Consider the following 21,048-nt stretch of genomic DNA (forward strand, 5'->3'; position numbering starts at 1 on the left):
ATGGCACGTCACGATGTGCCTAATAACGGAGCACTCCATGTCTCACCAATACCCTATTCTTGCGGCCTCCGAGCCCTCTCCGTTTGGCAGTGAAAATGAAAACGGGACCAGTCCCTTCGTCATTGTTTGCGAACATGCCGGTTACCGCTTGCCCGCAAGCCTGAACGCGCTTGGCCTTGGTGACGAAGATCTTATGCGTCATTTCATGTGGGACATCGGCGCCTTGGACCTGGCCCGCGCCATTGCCCAAAGGCTTGATGCGCCCTTGGCGATGCAGCGCTACTCCCGGATGATTTGCGACTGTAACCGGCATTGGGAAGCAAGCAGTTTCATCCCGGACAACGGTGAAGGCATTCCCGTACCGGCCAATATCGACGTGACGGACGCCGAGCGCGAACAGCGCAAAGCCGAGATATGGCAGCCTTTCCACGATGGGGTGGCGGCCATGCTGGACCGCAGGGAGGCCCGCGGCCAGAAAACGCTGTTCGTGACGATCCACAGCTTTACGCCGGTCTTTTTCGGCAAACAGCGCCACATGGATTACGGTGTCTTGTACGATCGGGATGACACCCTTTCGCCTGCCTTGCTTGAGGTGCTGCAAGCGCGGCATGGTGAGAAGGCCCTTGCCAATCAACCCTACAGCATGGATCGCGACTCGGATTATACCGTGCCGGTGCACGGGGAAGACCGGGGATTGGACAGCGTGGAAATCGAAGTTCGCAATGACCTTTTGTCAGATGCCACGCAGATTGAAGCCCGCGCCGAGGACCTGGCAAGTGCATTGTGCGACGCGGCGGCAATGCTTGGCGTCGCGGCGGGCATGGTATCGGAAGGAGAAAAGGCGTGAAGCATATAGAACCTGTGCGGAATTGGCCGCTGGTGCCGTCCAGAACCGCGGTGTTGGTCGTTGATGTGCAACAGAGCGAATGCGCCGACGAGGCGCTTGCAGACGCGCCGGAGATGGCACAGGCCTTGCGGGATCGTATGCTGCCCGCCTTGTCGCGCCTTGTGGACGGGGCGCGCGAGGCAGGCTGCGAGATCATCTATACCGTGATCGAGGCCCTTACCGAGGACGGGCGCGACCGCAGCCTTGACCACAAGCTGTCTGACATCCTGGTGCCGCGCGGGTCGCCCTTGGCGCATACGGTGCCCGAGGCTGGCCAGCAGGACGACGATATTATTCTGCCGAAAACCTCCTCGGGTGTCTTCAACTCGACCAACCTGACCTATTTGCTACGCAATATGGGCCTGGACCGGGTGATCGTCGCCGGGTTGCTGACCGATCAATGCGTGGACATGGCGGTGCGCGACGGTGCGGACCTTGGCTTTTACATGGTCTGCGCGGCGGATGCTTGTGTCACGAAAACCCATGAGCGGCACAAGCGTGCCCTGACGGCGTTCGGGGGGTATTGCCTGACCCAGAATGTGGACGAGATATTGCAGGATCTGCGCACCGCCGCTGAAGCCCCCTCTGGGTGAGCCCATGGCGGAACGCGTTGGGCCACGGGGTTGAGCGCGCGCAGGCATTCATCCGACCGTCACCCCGTTGACAGATGACCAGGAAAGCGAAGTGGCGCCCGCATGCGGGCGGCACTTGGTTTTATCGGGCTTTAGGCGCGAGGGCCAAATGACGCTCAGGGTCTCCAGATGGATTCAACTTCGAATTCACCGCCATGCACCGAAATGATCGAGATCGGCTTGGGGGGAACCATCGTGTCACGCGTGTAAGCGATCGGACCGGTCACACCCTGGAAATCACGCGTTTCCTCCAAGGCGTCGCGGACTGCATCGTGCTCGGTCGATCCGGCGCGTTCAATCGCATCGACGACCAGCATCAGGGCGTCATATCCAAGCGGAGCAAAGGCGTTTTCGGGTTCGATCCCGTATTCATCCTGGTAATCCGAGATGAACTTGTTCACTTCGTCGCGATCATCGCCGCGATAGGTGTGGGTCGAGAACCATACATCGTTTGCCAGATCGGGCCCCGGTGTCGTTGCCACCAGATCGGTATCGAACCCGTCGCCGGAGACAATCGGCAGCTCAAGACCGGCTTCGCGGATCTGCTTGACCGACAGGCCTGCCTCGGTCGGGATGGCCGAGATGAACACGATATCGGGCGCCGGATCAGCCGACTTGAGGCGTGCAATCTGCGCCGAGAAGTCCGTGTCGCCCATCATGAAGGAGTCTTCGGCCAGGATTTCGCCGCCGCGGTTCACAAAACGCTCTTTGAAAAACTTGCTGAGCGCCTTGGTGAAATCCATCGACTGATCGGTCCAGACCACAGCGGTCTTGGCATCCATCTCGTCGATCGCGTAATCCGCGATGGCATAGGATTGATCGTCATCCCCGAACGGCGCCATGAACATGTAGTTGCCAACCCATTGCGGCAATTCGGGGTGCGTGGCGCCCGAGGTTACGAAGGGAATTCCGGCTTCTTGAAACAGCGGGGCCGCCGCCATTACGAATGTTGTGTCGGATTGACCGATACCGGCAACCACGCCTTCGGAAATAACGCGTTGTGCGGCCTTGGCTGTTTCCTGCTGGTCAGTCCGCGTGTCTGGCGCCAGCAGTTCGATTTGACGGCCAAGGACACCACCGTTTTCATTGACGATCTTCGCAGCCAGCTGCGCGCCTTTCAACGACGGCCCGTCCAGTGAAGACATGCCCCCGGTCGAATTATAGAGCGCGCCGATCTTGATCGGCCCGTCCTGGGCCAACCCCGGCATCGCACTCATCGCGGTCAAGGCTGTCGCCGCGACCAGTTTCTTTAGTATTTTCATTGAACTAACTCCCTGAATTTCGAGATATCAGCGCGGCGCGCATCCCTCGATGCGCCTTTGGCAGTATCCGCTCTTTTTAGCCCCAAAAGGCCCAGCCGCACGAAACAGCGGTTTTTCAGGTTGCTGTCGTGGCTGTTGCCTAACGCTAGCGGAGAGTCGTTCGCCGCGTCAACAATTTTTGACATTTTTGCTTGTGTGCCTAAAAATATATCATTACTTTTTTTTCATGGTGGAGAATAATCTTAATCAAGATGCCTTTGGGCGGGACAGCAAACAGCCCGGCCAGCATAGCGGTGCAATCTACCGCCAGATCACAGCGATTTTTTCAGAGCTTGGCCGCAGGGAGCAAGACGTCGCGCGCGAGATACTGCGGCAATATCCCATTTCGGCGCTTTGCACGGTTGCCACGCTCGCCGAGCGCGCCAATGTCAGTACCGCGACGGTGCTACGGCTTGTGCAGCGGCTTAATCTTAACGGGTACGGCGCCTTTCAGGAGACGGTGAAAGCGGATGTTTCGAATTTACTTGAAACGCCTTTAGAAAGGCTATCGGCACAGTCGGTCGCCGCCGAACCGGACGATACGCTTTTGAGTGAACTGCTGAACAACACCGCGCATCAGCTTCAAAAATGCGGCGATCCGGTCATGGATGCCGATTTCCGAAATGCCATCGCGCTTCTTGCCCAGCCAAAGCACAATATCTATTGCGCCGGCGGCCATAGGTCACGCCACATCGCGGCATTGCTTACGGAATACCTTGGTCTCTTGCGGCCGAATGTTCAGTTCGTGGATGGCCCGCCCGAAAGCTGGGCGCGCCATCTGCTTGAAATGAACGCACAGACCGTCCTGATTGTCACCGACATACGCCGCTATCAACCTTCATTGCAACGCTTCGGTGTGCTTGCCGCGGAACAAGGCGCGCATGTCATCGCCATTTCGGACCTCTGGGCTGACAAGCGCAGTTTCGGTGCGGAATTATTGTTTCGTATGCCGTCCGCGTCCCCGTCGCCGATTGACAGCCACTGCGGTCAGCTTCTGTTGGCCGAGGCGCTTGTCGGCGGCCTGGCCAAGGAAATCGGCCCATCGTTGCACGACCGCCTGGAAAAGGGCGAGGCGCTGAGTTGCAAGCAGTCAAGCATGTGCGACCCGCAATCCAAAGATAACTCGGAGAAATAACATGACACGCCGTGAAACCGACTTGATCATGATCTGCACCAGTGATGTCGCAGGCCAGATGCGAGGTAAGGCAGTGCCCCGCCGGGACTGGGACTCGCGCAAGGAAAAGGGCATTGGCTGGACGCCGACGAATGTCTTGCAAACGTCTTTCGGCCCGATCGCCCCCTCGCCTTGGGGCGCGTTGGGCGATCTTGCGATCCGCCCCGATCCTGAAACCCTGATCGACCTGCAGATGGATGACGCGGGTATAGACGAGAGTTTCGCGATTGGCGATGTGTACACGCTGGAGGGGGACCGCTGGGAGTGCTGCCTGCGGGGGCAGTTGAAGAGCGCGATTGAACGGCTGGAAGAAAATCACGGACTGCGGGTTAACGCCGCTTTCGAGCATGAATTTCATTATTCCGGTTTTCCCGAGCAGGATGGCCTTGGCTATACGCTGCGCAGTTTCCGGCGGCTGGGCGATTTTCCCAATGCGGTCATGTCGGTATTGGATGCCGCCGGGCTTGATATAGACACCTTCATGCCGGAATACGGGGCGGGCCAATGCGAGGTCACGATTGCCCCCAAACCGGCGCTGCGGGCCGCGGACGAAGCTGCCATCCTGCGTGATCTGGTCCGCGCCACGGCCCATGGCCGGGGGCAACGGGCCAGCTTTGCGCCGATCATCAACCCCGAAGGTGTGGGCAACGGGGTGCATGTTCATTTCAGCCTTGAAACCCTCGATGGCACGCCTGTCTGCCATGACCCCGATCAGCCACATGATGTTGCGCGTCAATCGGGGGCTTTCGTGGCCGGTATCCTTGAGCGGCTGCCGGAGTTCCTGGCGATTGCGGCGCCTTCGGTGCCGTCATACCTGCGCCTGACGCCTCATCGCTGGAGCGCGGCTTTCAACAATTTCGGGAACAAGGACCGCGAGTCCGCCGTGCGCATCTGCCCGGTTTTCGGCGCAAGCGACCCCGAGGCATTGTCGCGCAAGTTCCATTTCGAGTTTCGCGCCGCCGATGCCGCCGCCAGCCCGTATCTTTTGCTGGCCGCTCTTATCAATGCCGGTCTCGACGGGCTGGACCGTGAACTTGCCACCCCGACACCGACCGAAACAGACCTTGCCGCGCTCGACCCCGCCGAACTGAGGGCGACCGGCTGCAAGCGCTTGGCCGGAAGCCTTGACGAATCCCTGACGGCCCTCACCTCCAGCGCATGGGCGAAACAGGCCTTTGGAGAGACATTGGTCGATGTCATCGACCGGCACAAACGCACCGAGATCGACCTTATGGAGGGGCTGTCAGAAGAGGAGGTCTGTGCCCGCTATCACGCTGCGTATTGATCGTGGAGGCGCGGGCACCGGCCTTGGGCCGCAAAGCCCGCTGACCTTCGAACGAAAGGCCGCCTAAAGCGTTCCGCCCGTGACGATTGGGTTTCGGGCTGCACTACCAGTTTCGCGGATCTTGGCGGGTGGCCTCGAACGCCCGGATCGCATCGGCCTTGGCCAAAGTGGTTTCAACGTGATCGCGCCCTTCGAGAAGGTTGCGACGTCGTGCTTCCTGAATTTCGAAATCAATGACGTCATCGTTCGGCAATGTGATCTGGCAGTTCTCCAGATCCACCTTCAATTCGGGCCGTTCCGAGCCTTCAACCAGATCAACGATGCGTGAGACCTGTTCTTCGGGCAAGGTGATCGCGAGCAACCCGTTCTTTTCGCAATTGCCGAAGAATATCCCGGCGAAGCTTGGGGCGATCACAACATCGATTCCCGCCTGCAAAAGCCCCCAAACGGCATGTTCACGACTGGAGCCGCAGCCAAAGTTGCGCCCAGCCACCAGGATTTTCGCCTCTTGGTAGCGAGCCTGATTCAGCGGAAAGTCTTCGCGCAACATGCCGTCATCCGTCCGGCGAACATCGTGGAACACGCCCTCGGCCAGGCCTTCCCTGTCGATGCGCTTCAGGAACTGCTTTGGCATGATCACGTCTGTATCGACATTGGGCAGGAACAGGGGCGCGGCGGTTGCGGCCAGGGTTTCGAACTTTTTCATTGAATCAGTCTTTCTGCAGGTTCCGAACGTCGGTGACACGCCCGGTCACGGCGGCGGCCGCGACCATCTCGGGGCTCATCAGGTGGGTGCGCGCGCCACGCCCCTGCCGGCCTTCGAAGTTGCGGTTGGTCGACGAGGCACAGCGTTCACCGGCGGGCACGAAATCGTCATTCATCGCAAGGCACATGGAACAGCCCGAACCACGCCACTCGAACCCGGCATCGCGGAAAATATCGGCGATGCCTTCTGCTTCGGCTTCTCGCTTGACCGCTTGCGAACCGGGCACGGCGATGGCCACGACACCGTCGGCCACACGCTTGCCTTCCAGGATGCGCGCGGCGGCACGCAAATCCTCGATCCGGCTGTTGGTGCAAGAGCCTATGAAGACCCGGTCGATATGGATGTCGGAGATTTTCATCCCCGGGGTCAGCCCCATGTATTCAAGCGCGCGTTCGGCGGCGGCGCGGTCGCTTGCGACATCGATCGCCGCGGGATCGGGCACCTGTCCGTTTACCGGGCTGCACTGATCCGGGCTGGTGCCCCAGGTGACCTGCGGGGCGATCCTTGTCATGTCGATCACGATTTCCTTGGCCCAGTTGGCGCCCGGATCGCTTTGCAGGGTTTTCCAGTGCGCCTTGGCCGCGTCGAGGCCTTCGCCCTGCGGGCTTCTTGGGCGTCCGGACACGTAAGAAAAGGTCTTTTCGTCCGGGGCGATCATCGCGGCGCGCGCGCCGCCTTCGACGGCCATGTTGCAAATGGTCATGCGCGCCTCGACGTCGAGGGCCGATATCGCCTCGCCCTGGAACTCCACCGCGTAGCCGACGGCCCCGGACACCCCCGCTTCGGCGATAAAGGCCATCACCATATCCTTGCCGGTGACGCCGTCCGGAAGCGCGCCCTCGAAACGCACCCGCATCGGTTTCAGGACTTGATACACAAGCGTCTGTGTCGCCAGGATATGTTCGATTTCCGAGGTGCCGATGCCGAACCCGAGGGCCCCGAGGGCGCCGTACGTGGTGGTATGGCTGTCGCCGCAGGCGATCACCATCCCGGGAAGCGCATACCCATTTTCGGGCACGACAACATGCTCAATACCCTGGCGGGTATCGAACAGGTCGAAAATCTCGATGTCATGCCGCTGACAGTTCCGACCGAGGTTTTCGATCTGAAGGCGCGCATCAGCGTCATCCATTTCATCGAGGGACTTGATACTGCGCGTTGGATTGACGTGATCAACGACCGCGAGATGTGTCTCGGGGCGCCAAACGGGGCGATCTGCCGAGTGCAGGCCCGCGAAGGCCTGGGGGCTGGTGTATTCATTCATGATATGGAAATCGACGTAGAGAAGTACCGTCTCTTCATCGAGTTGCTCGACTGTGTGCGCGGCAACGATCTTTTCGTATAACGTTTGAGGCGTGGTCATATTTTCTCGTTTCCTCAGAGCGTTTGGAGGCCAAGGGCCTCGATGGCTGTTAGCAAGGTCTGCGAGCCGCGCTCCCGCTGGATGAAATGGTTTTCCCGTGCGGTTGCGGCGTCACCGTTGCCGATAAGCTCAACAAGCTTGGCGTGGTTTTCGACGGATGCTTTCTCGGTTCCTTTCGGGCGCGCCCGGTCGGCAACGAAATGGGCCCGTTGGGCCAGATCGCGATGCAGTAACCCGCTTCTTGTGAGCGGCGGGTTGTCGGCATTCGTCAACAAGGCACGGTGAAAAGCCTCGTCGGCCTTGGTCCATTGCGCGGGGTCATCCAACGCCTTGTTCAATTCCTCGCAAAGTCCGGACAATTCGGCGACGGCGCCGCCCCGATCCTGTCGCCCGGCGATCAGGCCGACGGCCATCACTTCAAGGGCCGTGACAACATCATAGAGATGCCGAAGATCCTTGACGGTCAAACCGCGCACATAAGCGCCGCGTCTTGGCAGGTTCTCGATGAAACCTTCGGAACGCAACCGAAGTACGGCTTCGCGGACAGGCGTCCGGCTTACGCCGATTTTCTCGGCCAGCTGCCGTTCGTCGATGGCTGTCCCCGGCGGCATCCCGTTGGTCACGATCTGACGTTTGATCCATTCATAGCAGTTGTCCGCCGAGGACCGGGCAGGCTCTGCCGTGGTCTTGTCAGTATGATGTGGCGCCCTCGCTGCCATTTTACGTTTCCTTCCATTCGCGTCCGGCGGGGCCAGTTGGCCCCGCCAATGCGCATTATTCAACCTCGGCCATCTTTAGATACCATTCTTCGAGGTCAGGGAACTGTGCCACGACCTCTTTGGCCTTGTCACGGAACGGCGCGCGGTCGATCCGGATCACTTCCATTCCTTTTTCCTGAAGCTCGTTCAGGAGTTTGGCTTCGTTCTCCTTGACGTAGGTATTGTATTCCTCTGCCGCGGCTTCGGCGGCATTGTTCAGTACGTCCTGCACCTCGGGGTCAAAATCCGCGAAGCGCGTCGCGTTCATCTGGAAGGTGAAACCGTTGGCCATGTGCGATGTCTGGATCAAGTAATCCTGGACCTCGTCGAAGCTGTTCTTGTGAATCGTCGCGATCGGGTTCTCCTGGGCGTCGATCACGCCCTGTTGCAGCGCCGTGAACAGCTCGGAAAACGCCATGGGTGTCGGGCTTGCGCCGAATGTTTCCCAGGTAACAAGACGTTCCTTGATCGGTGTGACCCGGATTTTCAGACCGTCCAGATCATCAATCGACTCGATCTTCCTGTTCGAGGTCAACTCCCGCGAGCCGCGGTAGAGATGTCCGAAAATGCGAAAGTTCGCTTCGTCGGCGAGCACGGATTTCACTTGCTCTCCGACATCGCCATTCCAGACGCGCATGTAGTGATCGGCATCCCGGAAAAGATATGGCATGGATTCCACACCGGCCAGGGGGTGGAACGACGAAAGCGTTCCGACGCTTTCCAGGACGATATCGACGAACCCCTGTTGCACACCTTCCTGCATCTCCTTGACCTTGCCAAGTTGGGCCGAAGGAAACACCGAAACATTGACCTCGCCATTCGACTCCTCCGCCGCGACGCGGGCAAAGGTATTGGCCGCAGTATGAACCGGATCGGCCGGGTCATAGGGATGGCCGAGCTTGAGGTTCACCTCGGCTGTTGCCGCGGTTGCCGCCGCAAGCGCGATAGCGGTTATGGTCGCTGTAATCTTCATGATTTTCCTCCTCTTCCAGCGATGGTTAATTCAGGTATTCGGGCAGCCAGAGCACAACGCCCGGCACATAGGTGATCACCACGAGCACCAGCAGCATCAGGGCCAGCATGGGCATGGAGGCCTGGGCGGCCTTGTCGATGCGCACCCCCGCGATCTTGGCGGCAAGGTTCAGGCACAGCCCGACGGGCGGCGTGACGAGGCCGATCAACAGGTTGAAAACGATCACCACACCGAAATGCACCGGATCTATGCCGACCTGCGGCAACAATGGCAGGATCACCGGCAGAAGGATCAGCATCGCAGCCTTGGCTTCCATGAACATTCCGACGGCAAGGAACAGGATGTTCAGCATCAGCAGGATCAAAAGCGGGTTCTCGGTGACAACAAAGATCGCCTCGGCCATTGCCTGCGGCACCTGCATGATGGTGAGCACCCAGGCAAAGATCAGCGCCGCCGCCGCAACGGTCATCAGGGTTCCGATCTTGATCATGGCATGGGCCAGGACGCCGGGCAGATCCCGGATCTTGAGGTCGCCGTAGATGACGATGCCGACGACCAGCCCGTAAATGACAGACACGCCTGCCGCTTCGGTAACCGTGAACACGCCGGTCAACATGCCGCCGATGATGAGAAACGGCATGAAAACAGCCCATGCGCTTTCCTTGAGTGCCACGAGGATCTCGGTGAACGAGGCACGCGAGTGCACCGGGTATCCGCGACGTTTCGAGATAACGTAGCTCACCGCGAGAAGGCCAAGCCCGAGCATGACGCCGGGGACGTATCCAGCAAGGAACAGATCGGTGATGGAAACCCCGGCAATCACCCCGTAGAGCACAAGCAGGATGGACGGCGGAATGATCGGCCCGGCGGTCGAGGAGGCCGCGGTCAGCGCGGCGGAAAAGGACCCTTCATAGCCCTCTTTCTTCATCGACGGAATCAGGATCGAGCCGATCGACGCGGTATCCGCGGTGGCAGACCCGGAAATTCCACCGAAGAACATGGAACTGACGACGTTCACCTGCGCCAGCCCACCGGGCATATGTCCGACAAGCGCATTCGACAGCCGGATGATCCGGCGCGTTATTCCCGCGGCATTCATCAGGTCCCCAAGCAACAGGAAGAACGGGATCGCCATGAATGAGAAATTGTTGATGCCTGCAACGAAACGCTGGGGAACGACGGCAAGCGGAATCCCCTCCCCCATCGCCAACAGGCCCGCAAGGGCCGCGGTGCCAAGACTGTAAGGCAGCGGCAGCCCGATGATCAGGAGCAGGAAAAGAACAAGAACAAGTATTGTAAGTGCCATCAAAAGAATCCCCGCTCGCCTTTGGCGACAAGTTCGACGGTGAAAAGAAGGATGAGGGCGCCGGACACCGGCACCGCCAGGTAGATCCATGTCATCGAGATCTCGAAGCCCGTGTTCATGGTATTCCAGTTGGCCAGCGCCATCTGCGTTCCATAGACCAGCATCACCAGGGCAAATACCGTGACGGCCGCAAACCGAAGCCATGCGCAAAGGTGCTGCAGTGGCCGAGGCATCTGATCGACCAGGAAATCGACCCTGATGTTGTCCATTCGGCGGACACCTCGCGCCAGGCCCAGCATGACAAGCCAGATCATCGCGGCCCGGGCCAGCGCCTCGGACCAGAATGTCGGGCTGCTGAACAGGTATCGCATGACGACCTCGAAGAAGACGACCGCGATCATCGTGACGAAAAGACCAACGCCCACCGCGGTGGCCACCTGCTCGACCCGCGAGCAGACCCTTTCCAATTTTTCCATCATGCCCTCCCTTTGGTATTCCTTGTGGTATATCACAGGGCATATTTACTCAATGAAAAAGCGGAAAATTATTTTTTTGTTTTATATTAATATCTTAACCACCCCCTGAGCGATCAAACCCAAGCGGACCCATTCGATTTCACGCGGTTTTCGATTCGTGGAACGACCGGCGTTGACCCCCAAAGCCCTTGGGCGGTCTGGCTCTTGCAAAGCGCTGTGCCGCGGCCGTCATGGCCGGACGGGGCGGCGCAAGGCATCATATACCTGCAAGGGGCCTGCAGTGTGCGACCGGGCAAACCTCGGTGTAGCCTGCGACGACCATTTCAATGCGTTAAGGAATATCAAAACCGGCCAAGGGCGCTACGCCACACCCCATATAGCCTTCATCTTTCCCCAAATACTCCCGCCGGAGGCCCCCGAGGACGCGGCCGAAGGCCGATGACGAGATATCAGGCGCGCGCGACAGCGCGCTCAACAAGGAAACCCCCGCGCGGGGAAGGGCGCGGGGGTTTGGGCGGTTAGTGGACCACGGCGTCTTGCGGCGGGTCTTGAGTGGTGGTGCCCACGCGGTCGCCGATGATCAACCCGTCGGCCCCGGCGGTGACCGGCACCGTCGCCCCGTCAAGGATATCCCCGGCCAGAAGCGACTCGGCCAGCGGGTCTTGCAGGGCTTTCTGGATCACCCGTTTCAACGGCCTTGCGCCATAGACCGGATCGTATCCTTCATCAGCCAGCCATTTGCGCGCGGCCTCGTCCAGTTCCAGCGTGATCTTGCGGCTGGCCAGACGTTTGATAAGGCGGGCCATCTGGATATCGACGATGCCGTCCATCTGGTCGCGCGTCAGGCGGTCGAAGACCACGATCTCGTCCAGCCGGTTGAGGAACTCGGGCCGGAAGTGCGCGCGGACGGCATCCATCACGTCGCGCTTGGCATCGGCGGCATCGCCCCCTTCGGGCATCTGGCTAAGCGCCTGGCTGCCAAGGTTCGACGTCAGGATGATCAGCGTCTGCTTGAAGTCCACGGTGCGGCCCTGCCCATCGGTCAGCACGCCGTCGTCCAGCACTTGCAGCAGCACGTTGAAGACCTCGGGGTGGGCTTTTTCCACCTCGTCGAACAGCACCACCTGGTAGGGGCGGCGGCGCACGGCCTCGGTTAGGACCCCGCCTTCGTCGTAGCCGACATAGCCCGGGGGCGCCCCGATCAGGCGGGCGACCGAGTGTTTCTCCATGAACTCGGACATGTCGATGCGGACCATCGCGCTGTCGTCGTCAAAGAGGAATTCGGCCACCGCCTTGGTCAGTTCGGTTTTCCCCACGCCTGTCGGCCCGAGGAAAAGGAAACTGCCCAGCGGGCGGTTCTCGTCGTTGAGGCCCGCGCGCGCCCGGCGCACGGCATTGGCCACGGCCTTGACGGCGGCGTCCTGTCCGATCACCCGGCGGTGCAGGTTGCTTTCCATGCCCAGCAGTTTTTCCCGCTCGCCTTCCAGCATCTTGGCGGTGGGGATGCCTGTCCAGCGTTCCACCACGCTTGCGATCTGTTCGGGGCGCACGGCCTCTTCGACCATGACGTCGCCGCCTTCTTCCTCGGCCTGTTCGGCCTCGGCGAGTTGCTTTTCAAGCTTGGGGATTACGCCATAAGACAGCTCCCCCGCCTTGGCGAGGTCGCCCTCGCGCTTGGCGTGGTCAAGCTCGATCCGCGCGCGGTCCAACTGTTCCTTGAGGTCGCGGGCGGAGGCGAGCTTGTCGCGCTCGGCCTGCCAGCGCGCTGTCATCTGGGCGGATTTGTCCTGCAGGTCGGCCAGTTCCCTTTCCAGCTTTTCCAGCCGGTCCTTGGAGGCGGCATCGTCTTCCTTGCGCAGGGCCTCGGCCTCGATCTGCTTTTGCAGGATATCGCGGTCGAGCGCGTCCAGCTCCTCGGGTTTGCTGTCGACCTCCATGCGCAGGCGCGATGCGGCCTCGTCGACAAGGTCGATGGCCTTGTCGGGCAGGAAACGGTCGGTGATGTAGCGGTGCGAGAGTTGCGCCGCGGTCACCAGTGCCGAGTCCGAGATACGCACGCCGTGGTGCAGCTCGTATTTCTCCTTGATGCCGCGCAGGATCGAAATCGTGTCTTCGACGGTGGGTTCCTCGACCACGAGCGGTTGGAAACGCCGGGCAAGTGCCGCGTCTTTTTCCACGTGCTTGCGATATTCATCCAGCGTGGTCGCGCCGATGCAGTGCAGCTCCCCGCGCGCAAGGGCGGGTTTGATGAGGTTGGCGGCATCCATCGCGCCATCGGTTTTACCCGCGCCCACAAGGGTGTGCATCTCGTCGATGAACAGGATGATTTCACCGGCGGCGGCGGTCACTTCGTTCAGCACGCCCTTGAGGCGTTCCTCGAACTCACCACGGTATTTCGCGCCGGCGATCAGCGCGCCCATGTCAAGGGCCAGAAGCCGCTTGTTATGCAGCGATTCCGGCACGTCGCCATTGACGATGCGCAGGGCGAGGCCCTCGGCGATCGCGGTTTTACCGACGCCGGGTTCACCGATCAGGACGGGGTTGTTCTTGGTGCGGCGCGACAAGACCTGCATGGCGCGGCGAATTTCATCGTCGCGACCAATGATCGGGTCGATCTTGCCTTCTTCGGCGGCCTTCGTGAGGTCGTGGGCGTATTTTTCCAGCGCCTCGTAGGTGTCTTCGGCCGAGGCGCTATCGGCGGTGCGGCCCTTGCGGATGTCGTTGATCGCCTCGTTGAGGGTCTGGGCCGACACGCCGCCCTGGTCCAGCGCGTCCTTGGCCGGGGATTTGACCACCGCCAAGGCTGTCAGGATGCGTTCCACGGGCACGAAGCTGTCGCCGGCCTTGTCGGCCAGTTTTTGCGCTTCGGACAGCACCTTGCCGGTTTGTTGATCCATGTAGGTCTGGCCCGCGTCGCCGGTGACCTGCGGGATTTTGCCCAGCGCCAGGTCAAGCACCTGGGTCACGCGGGCGGGATTGCCACCGGCGCGTTTGATCAGGTTGCTGGCCAGACCTTCGGGATCGTCCAGCAGCGCCTTGAGCAGGTGTTCGGGGGCAAGTTTCTGATGACTTTCGCGCATCGCGATGGTCTGTGCGGCCTGAACGAATCCGCGCGACCGTTCCGTGAACTTTTCAAAGTCCATGGCAGTTCTCCTTTTCACAAGCGTTCCCCCGGATGGCCCACCCAGTATTAGGCATGGGACGGTCGGGGACCTCGCATAGTGAGATGGGTAACGGCGCTGTGATGTTCAAGGTATCGCCCGCCAAAACCGCAGGGGCGCGCGGTTTTGCGAAAACATTTTCGTGATTCCCCCTCAAAGACGCGCCGCGCCACACCATCTATCCACGTAGTTATCCACAGGCCTGCGAGGACAGACCAATGACCGAAGCCACCGTGACCCTGAGCCGTGTTCGCTATGCCCCCGAGGTACCGGGTTTTAGCGCCCTTGCCCATGTGCAGGAGGCCGGGATCGACTATACCTACCCGGTGCAGATGGCCGCGCCTTTGACAGCAGAGTTCGCAACCATCAGCCACGCCTTGACCCGGCGGGGCCTGTCGGCCCATCGCGGCACCAGGGCCAAGGGTCCCACTCTGCGCCTGATGCGCCCGGCACCGGCCCTGCCCGCCGCTTGTACAACGCAACCGGGCGGGCTGGCCGCCTGATCACGGCATTCGCGCGTGGGGAACGCAGGGGGGATTTTCACCTGCCCGCCCGTTCCGGTATCACGCTAGTTTCGACCCGTGACCGGGTACTTACGGACAAGTGGGGCGGAATGCATATTCTGGACATGAAAGTTGCGGGCTTGGGCGATTGCCCCGACACCGGGCGGATCACCGCCAAGGTCATTTTGCTGACCTCCGAAGGCGGTGTGAGCCTTGCCGCCGCGACCGACCCGGCGGATCAGGCCGACCGGCGCGCCATCCTTGAAGGCCTGCTGAACGACGCGCTACGCCAGATCAAGGCCTTTCCCGAGGTTCGGACCGGGCAAAAACGGCTGACCGTGGCCGAAGACGCGCTGAACCGCGAGATGCAAGAGGGTTGACGCGGGGCGGGGTGCCCGCGACAAGGGCCGCGTTATTCCCTTGAGAAGGCCACCCGATATGTCCGATGACCGTTTGATCGTTGCCCTTGACGTGCCCAATGCCCTTGAGGGCCTGCAACTGGCCGAGCGGCTGGGCGATTCCGTGGGGTTTTACAAGATCGGCCTGGGGATGCTGACCGGCGGCGGCCTGGCGCTAGCCAACGAGTTGATGCAGGAACACGGCAAGCGCATTTTCCTGGACATGAAGCTGTTTGATATCGGCGCCACGATCGAGGCGGCGGTGCGCGGGTTGGCACAGTTCGATCTGGATTTCCTGACGGTGCATGGCGATCCGCATGTGGTGCGCGCCGCGCGCGAAGGGGCATCGGGCCGCCAGACCAAGATTTTGGCGGTGACGATCCTGACCTCGCTGGACCGGGCGGATCTGGATGCCGGGCTTATCAAGACAGGCGATATTCCCGATCTGGTGGCCGAACGGGCGGGCCGGGCCTTTGAGGCTGGGGCCGACGGGGTGATCGCCAGCCCGCAAGAGGCGGCGATGATCCGCGCCCTGCCCGAAGCCAAGGGCCGGCTGATCGTGACCCCCGGTGTACGCCCCGCGGGGGCGGCCCTGGGCGATCAAAAACGCGTGGCGACCCCGGCGCAGGCGCTGAATGACGGGGCCGATCATATTGTCGTCGGTCGCCCCATCTGGGCCGCGAAAGACCCGGCACAGGCGGCGCGGGATATATTGAGCGAGATTAACGAATAGTGCGCACCGTATCCCCCGCATAAAGGTGTTCACGGGCACACATGAGACCTTGCGAAGGCTTCGTTTGTTACGCCTGATCGGCCACGATACCAATCGCGCTTTATCAGGACCACTCGGCGGAACATGAGTAAGGTATCTACTCATCAGAGGGTTGGGGTAGGATTTTTGCGAACCGGGTTATTGGCCTACCAGACAGCCCCGACCGATGATTGCCTGACCCAGATCGCCGGATAAGCCTGTCATGAGGCCCCGGGTCAGGCCCGGGGCGGGTTTTTTCTTTCATCAGCATTGCAGCACGTTCCGTCCCGGGATTGCCCCGGGACCTCGGGTGCTTTTGGCGCAAAGCTTTGCGCCTCAAACGTGAGGCCACATCCAAGATAAAACGCGCGTAACAAAGTTGTCCTTCGACACGTTTCGCGAAACGCTTCAGGTTAACCCTTTGCTGACGATTAACTGGTTAAGTGAAGGCATGGGGCATTTTGTTTATATCATGGCCTCGCGCCCCGGTGGCGCACTTTACACGGGCCGCAGCGGGAACCTGCGACAGCGGGTTGAGGCCCATCGCGCAGGCCATTGTGCACATACGGCAAAGTATAAAATCAAAAGGCTTGTCTGGTTCGAACAGCACGATGACTTTGAGATGTCCCTGAGACGAGAACGCGCCATCAAACGTTGGCGGCGCGCATGGAAAATCGCGCTAGTCACCGACCACAATCCCAATTGGCATGACCTGAGCGCTTTTATCCCGGAAATATACTGAAGTGAGGCCCCGGGTCAGGCCCGGGGCGGGTATTGGCGTGCCCCTTGCGTTTCAGCGCTGCCACGTCCCGGGCTTGACCCGGGACCTCGTTTCAAGCCTGCACCCTCAACCCTCCTCGGTCACGACAGTCGAGCTGCGCTCCAACGTGCGATGCACCGGGCATTTATCGGCGATTTCCATCAGTTTCGCGCGTTGCTCGTCGCTTAGGTCGCCCTCCAGATGCACCACGCGGGTGAACTTGTCGGCCTTGGCGTCCGAGCGGCTGTCGGCATCTTGCGCATGGACCTTGTCGTGGCTGACCTCGACGCTGACATGGTGCAGGGGCCAGCCCTTGCGCCGGGCGTACATGCGGATGGTCATAGAGGTGCAGGCGCCCAGCCCCGCCGACAGGAACCCATAGGGCGACAGGCCACGGTCGGTGCCGCCATAGGCCTCGGGCTCATCGGCCAGCACGTGGTGGTGCGGCCCGGCATTGACATCTTGCAGGAAACCCTTTGGATCGGCCTCGGAAACCCGCACGATGCCTTCGGGCGCGCCGGGTGGCGGCGCGGGCGGGGTAAGATCAAGATAGCGGGCGGCCCAGGCGGCGATCACCCCGGCCGTATACTCGGCATCGGAGGGATCGGTGATCAGGTGATCGGCGTCGTCCAGCGTGACGAAGCTTTTGGGGTGTTTGGCGGCGGTGAAAATCTCGGCGGCGTTGTCGATACCGACCACCTCGTCGCGCGGCGCATGCAGGACCAGAAGCGCGCGATCGAGCCCGGCGATATCGTCATGCAGGGTCTCGCCCCGCACGCTGTCGACGAAATCTTTGCCGATGGTCACGGGCCGCCCGCCAAGGCAAACCTCGGCGCGGCCCCGCGCCTTGATCCGGTCAAGGGCTTCGTCGAAATTATGGGTGACATGGCCCGGATCGGAGGGGGCCCCGATGGTGACCACCGCCTTGGCGCTGTCGATCTTCCTGGCTGCCGCCAGCACCGCCGCCCCGCCAAGCGAATGCCCGATAAGCAGCGAGGGGGGCATATCACGATCCGCCAACGCCTGTGCGGCAAGGGCCAGATCCTCGATATTGGAGGTGAAGGAGGTATTGGCGAACTCGCCTTCGCTATGGCCCAGCCCGGTGAAATCAAAGCGCAGCACGGCGATGCCCGCCCCGGCAAGGCGGGCGGCGATGCGGCGCGCGGCGAGGATATCCTTGGAACAGGTAAAGCAATGCGCGAACAGGGCGGTGGCCAGCCGCGGACCATCGGGAAGGTCAAGCCGGGCGGCAAGCCGATGGCCGGAGTGGCCGGTAAAGGTGAAGCGTTCGGTGGGCATGGGGCAAATCCTTGGGTCTGCGTCGGGCATAAGACTATGGGCTTGCCGCCCGTGGTGCCAGTGATGTGACAGGGGCGTCACGGCATGGTGATCCGGGGGGCGGGCCTGTCCGTTCCCGCGAAGTTGAGGCGAATTGACCGTAAATCGCGGGGCGCGGTGCAGGCTTTGTTAACCGTTCTGGCGACACCCTTGCGACATGCAGATTGGAAGGGCCATGCGGATCAGCCTCGAAACCCGGACAGACGTGTCGCTTTTCGCGCTGGCGATCACGGGGATTGCCGTGCTTGGAAGCATGGCCCTGCGCCGGGTGTTGCAGCCCGCCGTTGTTTTCGAGGCAACGATGATTTCAGGCTCGGTTGTCGCGGCGATGCTGGCCTTGCCGATTGCCTATGTCATCGGCCTGCAGATGCTGGCGTCACAGCGCCTGAGCCGGAAACTGGAACATGCGGTCAATCACGACAGCCTGACCGGTGCCGCGACCCGGGCATGTTTCAAGGCGCAGGTGGCGAAGCTTCCGCCGGGGCCAAAGGCGATCCTGCTGGTGGACATCGACCATTTCAAAGCGGTGAACGACCGGTTCGGCCACCAGGCGGGCGATAGCGCCTTGCGCCAATTTGCCCTGCGCTTGCGGCGCGGGTGGCCGCGGAACGCCTTTGTGCCAAGCTGCGCGAGACACCGCTTGTTCTGAACGGGCAGGCACATCGCCTGACGGCGAGTTTCGGGGTCGTGCCACTGGCCGATGCCGCGCCTTTGGACGAGACACTGGCGCAGGCGGATGCCGCGCTTTATCGTGCCAAGCACATGGGCCGCGACAGGGTCTGTTGTGCGGACCCCTTGCGCCCCCCGGAACAAGGGCGTAGCGCAGCCTCATAGCCGGGGCTGGCGCGGACGGGCCCGGATTGCACGGGAGAGCAGATGCGCGCCGTTTGGATCATACTGACGCTGGGTTTGGGCACGCTGTTGGGCCTCGGTTTTGCCGGGGCATGGCATCCGGCGGGCGATAGCTTTGCGGTGCTCCGCCTGCCGCTGGCCGCCGCATTTGCGCTGATGGTGATATGGGCGGCGTGGCCGCGGCGTATCCGCTGGCCCTTGGCCGTGCTGGCGCTTTTGGTCATGGCGCAGATCGTGGTGCCCCGCGCCCTGCCACGGCAGGGCGTGCCCAAGGCCGATTGGGTTTTATATCAACAGAACCTGTTGTTCAGCCGCCGGAGCAACGACGCCTGGCTCAAGGAGGTGGCGCGGCAATCGCCCGATATGCTGACGCTACAGGAAGTCTCGCGGCGCAATCGCGCGCTTTTGGAAACCTTGCGCCCGGACTACCCGACACAGGTGACCTGCCCCTTTGCCAATGTGGGCGGGGTTGCCGTGCTGTCGCGGTTTCCGGCCATCCCGGGGCAAAAGATTTGTGCCGCGCGCGATGGTCTGGCGGGGGTTCAGGTGCAAACCGCGCAGGGGCCTGTCTGGCTGTTGTCGATCCATTTGCATTGGCCCTGGCCGCATGGGCAGGCCGCCCAGGTGGACACGCTTCTTCCCGTTTTGCAGGGGCTTGAGGCCCCGGTGATCATCGGGGGCGATTTCAACTCGGTCGGTTGGAGCCACACCCTGCGCCGGATCGGCAAGATCAGCGGCACGCGCCGCGCAGGGCCTTGGGATGCCACCTTTCACCTGCCGATAATGCGCACCCCGGTGGCGATTGACCATGTGCTGACCTCGCCCGGGGTGGCGGCGGCGGTGACCGTGCAGCCGAAACTCGGATCGGATCACAGGGGCGTTCTGGCGCGGCTGGCGGTCGGCGAATAGCGGTCCGCCGCGCCACGGCCCCCAAGCGATTTGAACATCGCTTGGGCCAAGGATTTTGCAAAATCCTTGCGCGGCGGCCTCACCCCTTCGGGCCTCAGGCTTCGCCCATCAGTGCAGGGTCAAACGGGTATGTCGTAAGGTTTTCGAACCCGTCTTCGGTGATCAAAACCTGATCTTCCAGCTTGATCGAGAAATCGCCGCCCTCTTCACCCACCAAGGCCTCGACACAAAGGGTCATGCCCGGCTCAAGCTCATAATCAAAGGCGCCTTCGACCATGTGGTCGGGGTAGGCCACCAGCGGCCATTCATCGCAAAGCCCCACCCCATGCATCAGGCAGCCGTATTTGAGACGCTGGTACCTGGCGTCCAGAACATGGGTGTTGCGGCTGAGGTCCTGGATATTCACGCCGGGTTTGAGCATTTGCATGTTGGTCTGGATATGTTCGACCGCGTGCTGCATGGCATAGATCATATCGGGGCGCGGCTTGCGGTCACCGATCCACCATGTGCGCGAGATATCCACGCAAATGCCGTAGCTGCCGACAAGGTCGGTGTCGAAGGCGATGATCTCGTTGTTTCGGGTGATGCGCCCGCCGCATTCCTGGAACCAGGGGTTGGTGCGCGGCCCGGAGGTCAGCAGCCGGGTTTCGATCCATTCACCGCCGCGGCGAATGTTCTCGGCGTGCAGCACGGCCCAGATATCATCCTCGGAGGTCTGGCCAAGCGGCACGTTCCGGCGGGCGAAATCCTCCATCTCGCGCACGGCCACTTCGCAGGCATGCGAGGCACAGCGCATGGCGAGGATTTCATCGGGGCCTTTGACCGAGCGGGATTTCTCGGTAACTTCCTCGCCTTCCATGATCTCGAACCCCTGCGCCTCAAGCGCGCGCAGCCCGTGCAACATGACCTTGTCCACCGCAAGGCGCTTGTTGCCCGGCGCGTGCTCTTCCAGAAGCACACGAATTTCGTTGGAAAGCACATCGGCGGCCACGTCGATCTTATCGCCCCGGTCGAAATAGAACAGGTCCGCGCCCGAGCGTTGTTCGCGCACCAGCGGGTTGAACTCGGACAGGAAGGGCGAGTTCTTGTAATCCCAAATCACCATGTAGCCATCGGCGCAAAGCAGGACCGCGCGGAAGGGGTTATGGGTGTTCCAAAGCTGCATGTTGGTGCTGTCGGTGGCATAGCGGATGTTCAAAGGGTCGAACATCAGCAACCCCGCATAGTCGCGATCCACGATATGCCGGGTCAGGCGGGCCCAGCGATAGCGGCGCATTTCCTGCAGGTCAGGCAGGTGCAGCCCCGCCGCCGCCCATTCCGCATAGGCCAGCTGGGTCGGCCCGATTTCCACGCGGTCGGCATCGTTGGGGGTATTGTCACCCAGCGTGGCACCCCGGGTGGGATCAATCTTGCGCCGATCGCGGAAGTGGGTGTTCATGGCGTCTCCTCCTACCCC

19 protein-coding genes and 1 pseudogene are annotated in these 21,048 nt (G+C 61.4%); 10 read left to right on the forward strand and 10 right to left on the reverse strand.

The features are described from left to right. Window positions 1–37 precede the first annotated feature (37 nt). Both RBB32_RS09680 and RBB32_RS09685 read left to right on the forward strand, forming a co-directional pair. Window positions 38–847, forward strand: coding sequence for an N-formylglutamate amidohydrolase (locus tag RBB32_RS09680; RefSeq protein WP_306152498.1), 810 nt, complete (start codon window positions 38–40; stop codon window positions 845–847). Next, window positions 844–1,479 carry a cysteine hydrolase family protein gene (locus RBB32_RS09685; protein ID WP_306152499.1) on the forward strand — a complete coding sequence of 212 codons (636 nt, stop codon included), beginning with the start codon at window positions 844–846 and terminating at the stop codon, window positions 1,477–1,479. The genes RBB32_RS09680 and RBB32_RS09685 overlap by 4 nt, the downstream gene beginning before the upstream one ends. Before the next feature lie 155 nt (window positions 1,480–1,634). Here the strand turns inward: RBB32_RS09685 and RBB32_RS09690 are convergent, their stop codons facing one another. Further along, complete coding sequence (locus tag RBB32_RS09690) at window positions 1,635–2,780, reverse strand: ABC transporter substrate-binding protein (RefSeq protein WP_306152500.1); 1,146 nt, start codon at window positions 2,778–2,780, stop codon at window positions 1,635–1,637. Window positions 2,781–2,829: 49 nt separating this feature from the next. Here RBB32_RS09690 and RBB32_RS09695 point away from each other — a divergent pair, with 49 nt between their 5' ends. Further along, the gene (locus tag RBB32_RS09695; RefSeq protein ID WP_306152501.1) at window positions 2,830–3,954 is read left to right on the forward strand and encodes a MurR/RpiR family transcriptional regulator; all 1,125 of its coding nucleotides are present in this window, start codon (window positions 2,830–2,832) and stop codon (window positions 3,952–3,954) included. A 1-nt stretch (window position 3,955) separates the two neighbouring features. Next, window positions 3,956–5,278 (forward strand): glutamine synthetase family protein, encoded by a 1,323-nt coding sequence (locus RBB32_RS09700; RefSeq protein WP_306152502.1) that lies wholly within the window; start codon window positions 3,956–3,958, stop codon window positions 5,276–5,278. Window positions 5,279–5,381: 103 nt separating this feature from the next. Here RBB32_RS09700 and leuD read toward each other — a convergent pair whose 3' ends face one another. The 7 genes from leuD to clpB all read right to left on the reverse strand — a co-directional run bounded on the left by leuD (window position 5,382) and on the right by clpB (window position 14,063). Next, on the reverse strand, window positions 5,382–5,984 hold the full coding sequence (leuD, locus tag RBB32_RS09705; RefSeq protein ID WP_306152503.1) for a 3-isopropylmalate dehydratase small subunit: 603 nt from the start codon (window positions 5,982–5,984) through the stop codon (window positions 5,382–5,384). A gap of 4 nt (window positions 5,985–5,988) precedes the next feature. Further along, complete coding sequence (gene leuC / locus RBB32_RS09710) at window positions 5,989–7,407, reverse strand: 3-isopropylmalate dehydratase large subunit (protein WP_306152504.1); 1,419 nt, start codon at window positions 7,405–7,407, stop codon at window positions 5,989–5,991. A 14-nt stretch (window positions 7,408–7,421) separates the two neighbouring features. Then, a complete protein-coding gene (locus RBB32_RS09715; protein WP_306152505.1) occupies window positions 7,422–8,126 on the reverse strand; it encodes a GntR family transcriptional regulator in 705 nt (234 codons plus the stop codon). 55 nt (window positions 8,127–8,181) lie between these two features. Then, complete coding sequence (locus RBB32_RS09720; RefSeq protein WP_306152506.1) at window positions 8,182–9,138, reverse strand: TRAP transporter substrate-binding protein; 957 nt, start codon at window positions 9,136–9,138, stop codon at window positions 8,182–8,184. 25 nt (window positions 9,139–9,163) lie between these two features. After that, window positions 9,164–10,444, reverse strand: coding sequence for a TRAP transporter large permease (locus RBB32_RS09725; protein ID WP_306152507.1), 1,281 nt, complete (start codon window positions 10,442–10,444; stop codon window positions 9,164–9,166). Next, window positions 10,444–10,920, reverse strand: a complete 477-nt coding sequence (locus tag RBB32_RS09730; RefSeq protein ID WP_306152508.1) for a TRAP transporter small permease — start codon at window positions 10,918–10,920, stop codon at window positions 10,444–10,446. Before RBB32_RS09730 ends, RBB32_RS09725 begins: the two co-directional genes overlap by 1 nt. Before the next feature lie 518 nt (window positions 10,921–11,438). After that, a complete protein-coding gene (gene clpB / locus RBB32_RS09735; RefSeq protein WP_306152509.1) occupies window positions 11,439–14,063 on the reverse strand; it encodes an ATP-dependent chaperone ClpB in 2,625 nt (874 codons plus the stop codon). A gap of 236 nt (window positions 14,064–14,299) precedes the next feature. On the opposite strand from clpB, the gene RBB32_RS09740 reads away from it, so the two are divergent. From RBB32_RS09740 to RBB32_RS09755, 4 genes are all read left to right on the forward strand, one after another. Then, window positions 14,300–14,584 carry a hypothetical protein gene (locus tag RBB32_RS09740; protein ID WP_306152510.1) on the forward strand — a complete coding sequence of 95 codons (285 nt, stop codon included), beginning with the start codon at window positions 14,300–14,302 and terminating at the stop codon, window positions 14,582–14,584. Between the two features lie 110 nt (window positions 14,585–14,694). Beyond that, the gene (locus RBB32_RS09745; RefSeq protein ID WP_306152511.1) at window positions 14,695–14,964 is read left to right on the forward strand and encodes a hypothetical protein; all 270 of its coding nucleotides are present in this window, start codon (window positions 14,695–14,697) and stop codon (window positions 14,962–14,964) included. Between the two features lie 58 nt (window positions 14,965–15,022). Continuing rightward, complete coding sequence (pyrF, locus tag RBB32_RS09750; RefSeq protein ID WP_306152512.1) at window positions 15,023–15,715, forward strand: orotidine-5'-phosphate decarboxylase; 693 nt, start codon at window positions 15,023–15,025, stop codon at window positions 15,713–15,715. A 397-nt stretch (window positions 15,716–16,112) separates the two neighbouring features. Next, window positions 16,113–16,475 (forward strand): GIY-YIG nuclease family protein, encoded by a 363-nt coding sequence (locus RBB32_RS09755; RefSeq protein WP_306152513.1) that lies wholly within the window; start codon window positions 16,113–16,115, stop codon window positions 16,473–16,475. A gap of 105 nt (window positions 16,476–16,580) precedes the next feature. Here the strand turns inward: RBB32_RS09755 and RBB32_RS09760 are convergent, their stop codons facing one another. Beyond that, window positions 16,581–17,792 carry a bifunctional alpha/beta hydrolase/OsmC family protein gene (locus tag RBB32_RS09760; protein ID WP_306152514.1) on the reverse strand — a complete coding sequence of 404 codons (1,212 nt, stop codon included), beginning with the start codon at window positions 17,790–17,792 and terminating at the stop codon, window positions 16,581–16,583. Window positions 17,793–18,198: 406 nt separating this feature from the next. Between RBB32_RS09760 and RBB32_RS09765 the strand changes: the two are divergent. After that, window positions 18,199–18,665: pseudogene (locus RBB32_RS09765) on the forward strand (GGDEF domain-containing protein). A gap of 42 nt (window positions 18,666–18,707) precedes the next feature. Further along, window positions 18,708–19,592 (forward strand): endonuclease/exonuclease/phosphatase family protein, encoded by an 885-nt coding sequence (locus RBB32_RS09770; protein ID WP_306152515.1) that lies wholly within the window; start codon window positions 18,708–18,710, stop codon window positions 19,590–19,592. 94 nt (window positions 19,593–19,686) lie between these two features. Here RBB32_RS09770 and dddP read toward each other — a convergent pair whose 3' ends face one another. Beyond that, window positions 19,687–21,030 carry a dimethylsulfonioproprionate lyase DddP gene (gene dddP / locus RBB32_RS09775; RefSeq protein ID WP_306152516.1) on the reverse strand — a complete coding sequence of 448 codons (1,344 nt, stop codon included), beginning with the start codon at window positions 21,028–21,030 and terminating at the stop codon, window positions 19,687–19,689. Between the last annotated feature and the right edge of the window lie 18 nt (window positions 21,031–21,048).

Origin of the sequence: Roseovarius sp. MMSF_3281 (assembly GCF_030733685.1) — a bacterium.
Classification (GTDB): domain Bacteria; phylum Pseudomonadota; class Alphaproteobacteria; order Rhodobacterales; family Rhodobacteraceae; genus Roseovarius.

Excerpts from the sequence above, each read along its gene's own strand:
- RBB32_RS09690 (WP_306152500.1), bottom strand. The coding sequence starts at position 2,780 with ATGAAAATACTAAAGAAACTGGTCGCGGCGACAGCCTTGACCGCGATG.
- leuC (WP_306152504.1), bottom strand. The coding sequence starts at position 7,407 with ATGACCACGCCTCAAACGTTATACGAAAAGATCGTTGCCGCGCACACA.
- pyrF (WP_306152512.1), top strand. The coding sequence starts at position 15,023 with ATGTCCGATGACCGTTTGATCGTTGCCCTTGACGTGCCCAATGCCCTT.
- RBB32_RS09700 (WP_306152502.1), top strand. The coding sequence starts at position 3,956 with ATGACACGCCGTGAAACCGACTTGATCATGATCTGCACCAGTGATGTC.
- dddP (WP_306152516.1), bottom strand. The coding sequence starts at position 21,030 with ATGAACACCCACTTCCGCGATCGGCGCAAGATTGATCCCACCCGGGGT.
- RBB32_RS09680 (WP_306152498.1), top strand. The coding sequence starts at position 38 with ATGTCTCACCAATACCCTATTCTTGCGGCCTCCGAGCCCTCTCCGTTT.
- RBB32_RS09720 (WP_306152506.1), bottom strand. The coding sequence starts at position 9,138 with ATGAAGATTACAGCGACCATAACCGCTATCGCGCTTGCGGCGGCAACC.
- RBB32_RS09730 (WP_306152508.1), bottom strand. The coding sequence starts at position 10,920 with ATGGAAAAATTGGAAAGGGTCTGCTCGCGGGTCGAGCAGGTGGCCACC.
- RBB32_RS09760 (WP_306152514.1), bottom strand. The coding sequence starts at position 17,792 with ATGCCCACCGAACGCTTCACCTTTACCGGCCACTCCGGCCATCGGCTT.
- RBB32_RS09725 (WP_306152507.1), bottom strand. The coding sequence starts at position 10,444 with ATGGCACTTACAATACTTGTTCTTGTTCTTTTCCTGCTCCTGATCATC.
- RBB32_RS09695 (WP_306152501.1), top strand. The coding sequence starts at position 2,830 with ATGCGCCTTTGGCAGTATCCGCTCTTTTTAGCCCCAAAAGGCCCAGCC.
- RBB32_RS09715 (WP_306152505.1), bottom strand. The coding sequence starts at position 8,126 with ATGGCAGCGAGGGCGCCACATCATACTGACAAGACCACGGCAGAGCCT.
- clpB (WP_306152509.1), bottom strand. The coding sequence starts at position 14,063 with ATGGACTTTGAAAAGTTCACGGAACGGTCGCGCGGATTCGTTCAGGCC.
- RBB32_RS09745 (WP_306152511.1), top strand. The coding sequence starts at position 14,695 with ATGCATATTCTGGACATGAAAGTTGCGGGCTTGGGCGATTGCCCCGAC.
- RBB32_RS09770 (WP_306152515.1), top strand. The coding sequence starts at position 18,708 with ATGCGCGCCGTTTGGATCATACTGACGCTGGGTTTGGGCACGCTGTTG.
- leuD (WP_306152503.1), bottom strand. The coding sequence starts at position 5,984 with ATGAAAAAGTTCGAAACCCTGGCCGCAACCGCCGCGCCCCTGTTCCTG.
- RBB32_RS09740 (WP_306152510.1), top strand. The coding sequence starts at position 14,300 with ATGACCGAAGCCACCGTGACCCTGAGCCGTGTTCGCTATGCCCCCGAG.